Genomic DNA, 5,991 nt, shown 5'->3' on the forward strand with positions numbered 1-5,991 from the left:
CCTTGGACGGACGTGTCCCGCCCCGCCCGTCAAAGAACAGGCCACCCCCSCTCCCGTCGGGGTCACCTGGACGCTCACGACCGACGCCAGGGAGGCCCGGCAACTCATTCAAGCAGCCGCCGGAGCAGCCGGCTACAGGGTAGAACCGAGCGAGGGGAACGAACTCCGGCTCCACGTCCCCCGGTCTATCCGCCGCCGTCGTCGTCCTGCGCGGTTGGCCGGTACCGTAACAGCCGCCGGACAGCGCACCGATGTCCGCTGGACTTCGGACGACGCCGGTCCGGAACTCCACGCTGTACTGCTTGAAGCCGAGGAGCATCTTCCGGAGGGGCTCGTGTACTCCCACGGCCTCAAGAACGCAGCGGAACGTGCGGGGCTTAAATTCGACGACAGACACGCCATTCGCCGGATCGTCAACCTCCTGGACGCACACGACGTCGTCCGCGCGGCAGGGCGGGGGCACCTTAACGGCGCCGTCGGCTTCCTCGTCCTCACGCAGACGAGGCTCATCTTCGTCCCGGATGGACCAGACGCCGCCAGTGGGGTCACCGACCTGCCGCAGACCTCGATCGAGTCGATCCAGCTCGGCAAGCGAAGTTCCGGGGAGATCCTGAAAATTTCAGCGGCGGGACGAATCCTGGAGGTCAGCCGGCTCGGGCACGGGGAAGGCCACGGCATAGCAAGAAGCTTCCGGGAGATCGGGGCCGAACGTCAACGCACCCCGGAGTAGCCCACGGCATCATTCCGCTAAGGCTTTAGCACCACTTTGATGCAGCCGTCTTCCTTCTTCTGGAAGAGCTCGTAGGCGGCTGCGGCCCCGTCCAGGGCGACCTCGTGCGTTTTGAGGTCCATGACGCCGAGCGGATCCGCGGGATCCTCCACGAGGGGCAACAGTTCTTCCGTCCACCGGCGGACGTTGCATTGCCCCATCCGGAGTTGGAGCTGCTTGTCGAACATCGTGAGCAGCGGCATCGGACTCGCCGTTCCCCCATACACGCCGCTGAGCGAGACGGCGCCTCCCCGGCGCACCGAATCTATGGCCGCGTGGAGTACGGTCATGCGGTCCACACCCGCGGTTTCCATGGCCTTTTTGGCCAGCGCATCCGGCAGGAGCCCCACAGCATGTTGGGCGAAGGCTCCGACCGGGGAGTGATGGGCCTCCATGCCGACGGCATCGACCACCGCGTCCGGCCCCCGGCCGTCCGTCATGTCGCGGAGCTGCTCGGCGATCTCGTCCGTGAAATCGACGGTTTCCACTCCGTGCCGCTCAGCCATCTGGCGGCGTTCAAGAACAGGCTCGACGGCGATGACCCGCTGGCCCAAGTGGCGGCCCACCCGGCTGGCAAACTGCCCAACCGGGCCCAGGCCGAAGACAGCCAGAGTTCCGCCCGGACGGGGGTCCGCGTATTTCACGCCCTGCCACGCCGTAGGAAGAATGTCCGAGAGGTAGAGATAACGCTCATCGGGGAGTTCCTCCCCCACCTTGATCGGCCCGTAATCCGCGTGCGGAACGCGAAGGTATTCCGCCTGCCCGCCGGGGACCGATCCATAGAGTTCGGAGAACCCGAAGAGGCTCGCGCCGCTGTTGTGGGCATGAACCTGGGTGGTCTCGCACTGGGACTGCAGGCCCTGTTTGCACATCCAGCATTGGCCGCACGAAATGTTGAACGGGATCACAACCCTGTCGCCCGGCTTGAGGTTGGTAACTCCGGAGCCAACTTCTTCAACTACGCCCATAGGTTCGTGGCCCAGGATGTCGCCGGCCTTCATGTACGGCCCGAGGACTTCGTATAGGTGCAGGTCCGAGCCGCAGATCGCCGACGACGTGATTTTGACGACGGCGTCGGTCGGCTCCTGGATCACCGGATCCGGGACGATCTCCACGCTGACGGACCGTTTGCCCTGCCAAGTTAGTGCTCTCATGCTCGCTCCTTCAATCGAAAACGGTGATTGATAAGTATGCTGACCAATTCGATTATGCCCCGACGGAACGTCCGTGTGAAGGACATCCGGATTGTTCGGCCGGAGATGAGCGCCGCCCCTGCGTCGAAGAGTGGCTGCTACGTATTGACCCGGGCGTACCCGCGGAACAGGATGGATTCAGGCCGGAATGGCTGCCGGACAACGGTCCGGCGCAGCAACCTGCCGGGCCAAAACGAGGCATGGCGGGCTTGCCTGGGGATTCTGACGCGAAGGTCCGGCAGCCGACAACGAAAGGGCTTACCGTGAGCGAAACCCCGAACACCGAGAGGCACCACGCCCAGGAACCGGCTGAAGGCGGGACAGATGTTCCGGCCGAGTTCCTGAACGAACGGCAGCACTCCGAAGAGCCTGCGGAGGGAGCCGACGCAGACGAGGCGGCCCCGCGCCGGCCGGCTGACGGCGGCACCGCAGCGCCGGGCTCCCAGGGACCGACGTCGGGGCCGCGCGAGGATTCCTGACGCGAACCGTCCCGGGARAGCACCGACGGTGAAGACCGGTACCCGGACGGAGCTTGCCTTTCCTCGTTGTTATCCGGCCGCTGTGTCGGTGCCATTTCGGCGTCGGAGTTCCTCGACGGCGAGTTCGAACCAGCTCAACGCACCGAAAGCCGGCCGGACGGAGTCCAGGTGGACGAACAGGGCATCGACCAGTTCTGCCAGCTCTTCATCGGCCAGCGCCCGCACCGTCGGTGCGGGGTCCAGGTTCCCGTCATAGAAGTCGCAGAGGTTACGGCCGTGGAGTCGGCCACGGTTTTCTCCGGCGCCGCCGCTGGCCACGCAGGAAGGTGAGTGCCGGGTATGCCGGCCCAAGCTGATGAGGGCAGCCTTGCCGGCCAAACCCCGGGCCACGAGGGCGCCTGGGTTCCGCTGGGAGCGTTCACCAGGCTCAGCCTGTGGTTGGTGCTCCATGAACCCTCCATCGACTCCGTCGCGTAATTTTTAGCCGGCCCTGCATCCGTGGAACTAAGCCTAGGAAGAGCAGCACGTGAGGACAAGTGCCGTGTTGGGGACATACGGACGCTCGCTGGATCCGCGGGACAAAGCAGCCTCGACGGCCCGGCATACAGGGGTCTGGACGACGGCTTGTCCTGGTGGTACCTCTAATGAGGACCAAGGAATGTGGTCTGGAACTTCACAGATGAGGAGCACTGAGATGGGCGTTGGAGACAGCATCCGCAAGGCAGCAGACGACGCAATGAAAGACCTCGGCGGCAACGCCATGCCACCGGACGACGGTCAGACGCCCGAGCCCGGTGCGGAGTCCGATGGCGTTCAAGTCCATTCATCGATCAGCGAAGGCTCCAACGCCGGCGACGACGCCGGCGACGACGACGGCGGCCGCCCGGCGGATGAGGCCGCCAGGGACTCGCTCGCGGGCGACCTTACCCGCAGCATCGATCCGGACCAGGACGACCCCGGCACGGATCCCTCCGCAGAGGCGCGCCGGACAGGAAATTAGGGCTTCAAATGGTCGCCCGTTTCACCGGGCCGCGAGGAAGGACAAACGTCGCCGTTGAGATTCCCCTTGCTGAAGCGGCTGGCATCCGGCCGGCGGACCGTGGGGCCAGCAGCCTACGCCGCTGTCCTGTCGCTCATCGTCCTGGCCCTGGCCGGCGCAGTCGGTCTGGGCCTGCACCTGCCCTGGCTGTTTCCCAGCCTCGGGCCGACGGTGATGCTCTTCTTCGAGTCCCCCGAGCAGCCTTCGGCCCGGCCGGCCAATACTTTGATAGGACACCTGACCGGCCTGGCCATGGGCATCATTTGCTTCTACGCCCTCGGTCTCCATGGCAGCCCATCGGCACCCGTCGGCGGACTCACACTCCCCTACGTGGTTGCCGGGGCGCTCTCCGTCGCGCTGACGACGCTCGTGCTGACCCTGTTGCGCAAACCGCATCCTCCGGCGGGGGCGACCACGCTGATCGTGAGCCTGGGCATTCTGAGCAGCCCGGCCCAACTGTTGTCCATGGCGGGAGCCATCCTTCTAGTCACCGCGGCCGGCTGGGGCCTCAATGTGTTCCTTGGCACCAAGCCGGCCGCCCGGCATTGAGCCGCAACCGGGGCGGCCGGCACGCGAGGGGGTGCCCGGGACTTGACCCGCCGTCTCCCCTCGCAACAACCCTCGTGTCTTCTAGGAACCAGCCTGGTCAAACGCCCGCTTCGCGGCCGCCTGGGCATCAGCCAGGGCCTTGTCGGGTGCCTTGCTGCCAAGCAAAGCAGCAGCGATGGCGTTGTTGACTTCCGTCTTTATGGTTTGGCCCGCAGGCGATGCCCCAAGGGACTTTCCGGCAGGGACCACCTCGTAGTAGGTGGCAATGGTTTCGTCGAATCCTGCGTTACCGCTGGGCTTCACGWACTTKTCCCGGATCAGCTTGTCCGCCGAGGGTGAGCCAGTGAAGAGGCCGGTGTTTATCCCCCCGGGCGTCGAAGAAATCTTTTCCGCCCTGGCAGCTCCGGCCGCGGACCAGGCATCGTCGGTTACCAACGACGTCATCCACGCGCACGCGGCGTCGGCGTTCTTCGCAGCAGCAGGGATCACGAACGAGGTACCCCCGGCCACGGTGAAAGGCTTCCCGTCTTTGTCTTTAAAGGGAACAGCCGAGATGCTCAACGATTTCGAATACGGCGCGAGGACGTTGACGTACCACTGTGCATCGACCTGTGCACCGACCTGGTTCTTGACGAACTGGTTGTCTTTGCCGAACGTGTCGAACGAGTCACTGAAGCTCTTGGCCTTCGCATAGCCGCCTTGGGCGTCGTAAATTTCCTTAAGGAACGTCAACGCCTGGACGTTAGCGGGATCGTCCAGGGCTGGCGCCCCCTTGTCATCCATGAGTTTGCCGCCCTGGCCGAGGATCCACAGTTCGGCCTGGCCGCCCGCTACCGGGTCGAAGCCAAGGGTTGCCGGATTGTCGCCGTTCGATTTGTGAGCCTTGGCGACGGCGTCCAGCAACTTCTTCTTGTCCGAGGTGTCAATGCTGTCTTTGGATACACCGGCAGCCTCCAGAACATTCTGGTTGAGGATAATAGCGGCGGGCTGGTAGAACTGCGGCACGGCCCATATCTTGTCCTGATAGGTGACCTGCTGGGTCACGGCCGGATAGAACTGCTTGGCCGGATCCATGCCATGGGCCTTAAGGCATCCATCCAGAGGCTTAATAAGGCCCTTTGCGGCGTACGTGGYGACGAAGGCTCTGTCCATTTGGACGACGTCGGGAACGTCACCGCTGGCGGCTCGCGTCGTGAATTTCTGGGCGTCGAACGGGGTTTGATCCATGGTGATTTTGACGTCCCCGAGCTGCTCGGCCGCATATTTCATCCGGGCTTTACCCACATCGTCCGCGTTGTCGAAGGCCCATGCGTTCAAAGTCCCCGAGGACTCTTTCTTGAATTCCGTTGTCTCCCCGGGTGCGGCACTGCCGCTGCCGCACCCTGTCAGCCCCAGGGCGACCACGGCCAGAACCACCGAGCTCTTCTCCCACACACGCATTTGCATCCTCCCCAGTTTCCGCTTCATTGACTTCGCAGCTAGGAATTCTTCGGCGAAACGCCCCCGTAACTGCCACATTGTAAGTAAGCTTGCTAAATCGAAAGTTAGCCGAAGCAACCGACTGACGCAAGAGGTCGCCCACGCGCTGTTTGCGGGCGGCGGAACGCTGATTCGAGCCTAAGAATCAGGGATTGGGGGCCAGCGATGACCGCAAGCGCATCCGGCAAGGTCGTGCCACCAAAGGCAAAGCGCGGCGCTCGTCCGGGACGTCAGAAATACAACCGCCGCGAAGCGGTGGCGGGCTATTTGTTCATTGCGCCGTGGCTCGTAGGGTTTGTCGTGTTCATGCTCGGCGCCATGGCATACAGCTTGGTCATTTCCTTCAGCCGGTACAACCTCGCCACCAACGTGGCGCGGCCAGCCGGGACAGCAAACTACGCGCAACTCTTCGAGGATCCCAAGGTTGCTTCCTCACTAGCCAATACGCTGTTTTACGCTGTGTTGGCGGTGCCGTTGGAGATC

At 63.9% G+C, this 5,991-nt stretch carries 9 protein-coding genes; 6 read left to right on the forward strand and 3 right to left on the reverse strand.

Going from position 1 to position 5,991, the window contains the following annotated elements; genetic code table 11:
* Positions 1-730 (forward strand): hypothetical protein (locus AC1DHD_RS13370; RefSeq protein ID WP_476880181.1); only part of this gene is annotated, 730 nt, incomplete at its 5' end.
* A gap of 17 nt (positions 731-747) precedes the next feature.
* Here AC1DHD_RS13370 and AC1DHD_RS13375 read toward each other — a convergent pair.
* Complete coding sequence (locus AC1DHD_RS13375) at positions 748-1,923, reverse strand: zinc-dependent alcohol dehydrogenase (protein WP_476880182.1); 1,176 nt, start codon at positions 1,921-1,923, stop codon at positions 748-750.
* Positions 1,924-2,225: 302 nt separating this feature from the next.
* On the opposite strand from AC1DHD_RS13375, the gene AC1DHD_RS13380 reads away from it, so the two are divergent.
* Positions 2,226-2,441, forward strand: coding sequence for a hypothetical protein (locus AC1DHD_RS13380; protein WP_476880183.1), 216 nt, complete (start codon positions 2,226-2,228; stop codon positions 2,439-2,441).
* A 69-nt stretch (positions 2,442-2,510) separates the two neighbouring features.
* On the opposite strand, the gene AC1DHD_RS13385 is transcribed toward AC1DHD_RS13380, so the two are convergent.
* Positions 2,511-2,759, reverse strand: a complete 249-nt coding sequence (locus AC1DHD_RS13385; protein ID WP_476880184.1) for a hypothetical protein — start codon at positions 2,757-2,759, stop codon at positions 2,511-2,513.
* A 21-nt stretch (positions 2,760-2,780) separates the two neighbouring features.
* Between AC1DHD_RS13385 and AC1DHD_RS13390 the strand changes: the two genes are divergently transcribed.
* The 3 genes from AC1DHD_RS13390 (at position 2,781) to AC1DHD_RS13400 (ending at position 4,029) form a co-directional block, all read left to right on the forward strand.
* Positions 2,781-2,918, forward strand: a complete 138-nt coding sequence (locus AC1DHD_RS13390; RefSeq protein ID WP_476880185.1) for a hypothetical protein — start codon at positions 2,781-2,783, stop codon at positions 2,916-2,918.
* Between the two features lie 217 nt (positions 2,919-3,135).
* Positions 3,136-3,441 (forward strand): hypothetical protein, encoded by a 306-nt coding sequence (locus tag AC1DHD_RS13395; RefSeq protein ID WP_476880186.1) that lies wholly within the window; start codon positions 3,136-3,138, stop codon positions 3,439-3,441.
* 54 nt (positions 3,442-3,495) lie between these two features.
* Positions 3,496-4,029 carry an HPP family protein gene (locus tag AC1DHD_RS13400; protein WP_476880187.1) on the forward strand — a complete coding sequence of 178 codons (534 nt, stop codon included), beginning with the start codon at positions 3,496-3,498 and terminating at the stop codon, positions 4,027-4,029.
* Between the two features lie 81 nt (positions 4,030-4,110).
* Here the strand turns inward: AC1DHD_RS13400 and AC1DHD_RS13405 are convergent, their stop codons facing one another.
* Complete coding sequence (locus AC1DHD_RS13405; RefSeq protein ID WP_476880188.1) at positions 4,111-5,469, reverse strand: ABC transporter substrate-binding protein; 1,359 nt, start codon at positions 5,467-5,469, stop codon at positions 4,111-4,113.
* Between the two features lie 204 nt (positions 5,470-5,673).
* Here AC1DHD_RS13405 and AC1DHD_RS13410 point away from each other — a divergent pair.
* A partial coding sequence (locus AC1DHD_RS13410) for a carbohydrate ABC transporter permease (RefSeq protein WP_476880189.1) occupies positions 5,674-5,991 on the forward strand: 318 nt, incomplete at its 3' end.

It is taken from the genome of Arthrobacter sp. 05L45_2 (genome assembly GCF_056397525.1).

Bases quoted from the DNA above. Each gene is read 5' to 3' on its own strand.
- AC1DHD_RS13375 (WP_476880182.1), bottom strand. From the start codon at position 1,923: ATGAGAGCACTAACTTGGCAGGGCAAACGGTCCGTCAGCGTGGAGATC.
- AC1DHD_RS13390 (WP_476880185.1), top strand. From the start codon at position 2,781: ATGCCGGCCCAAGCTGATGAGGGCAGCCTTGCCGGCCAAACCCCGGGC.
- AC1DHD_RS13395 (WP_476880186.1), top strand. From the start codon at position 3,136: ATGGGCGTTGGAGACAGCATCCGCAAGGCAGCAGACGACGCAATGAAA.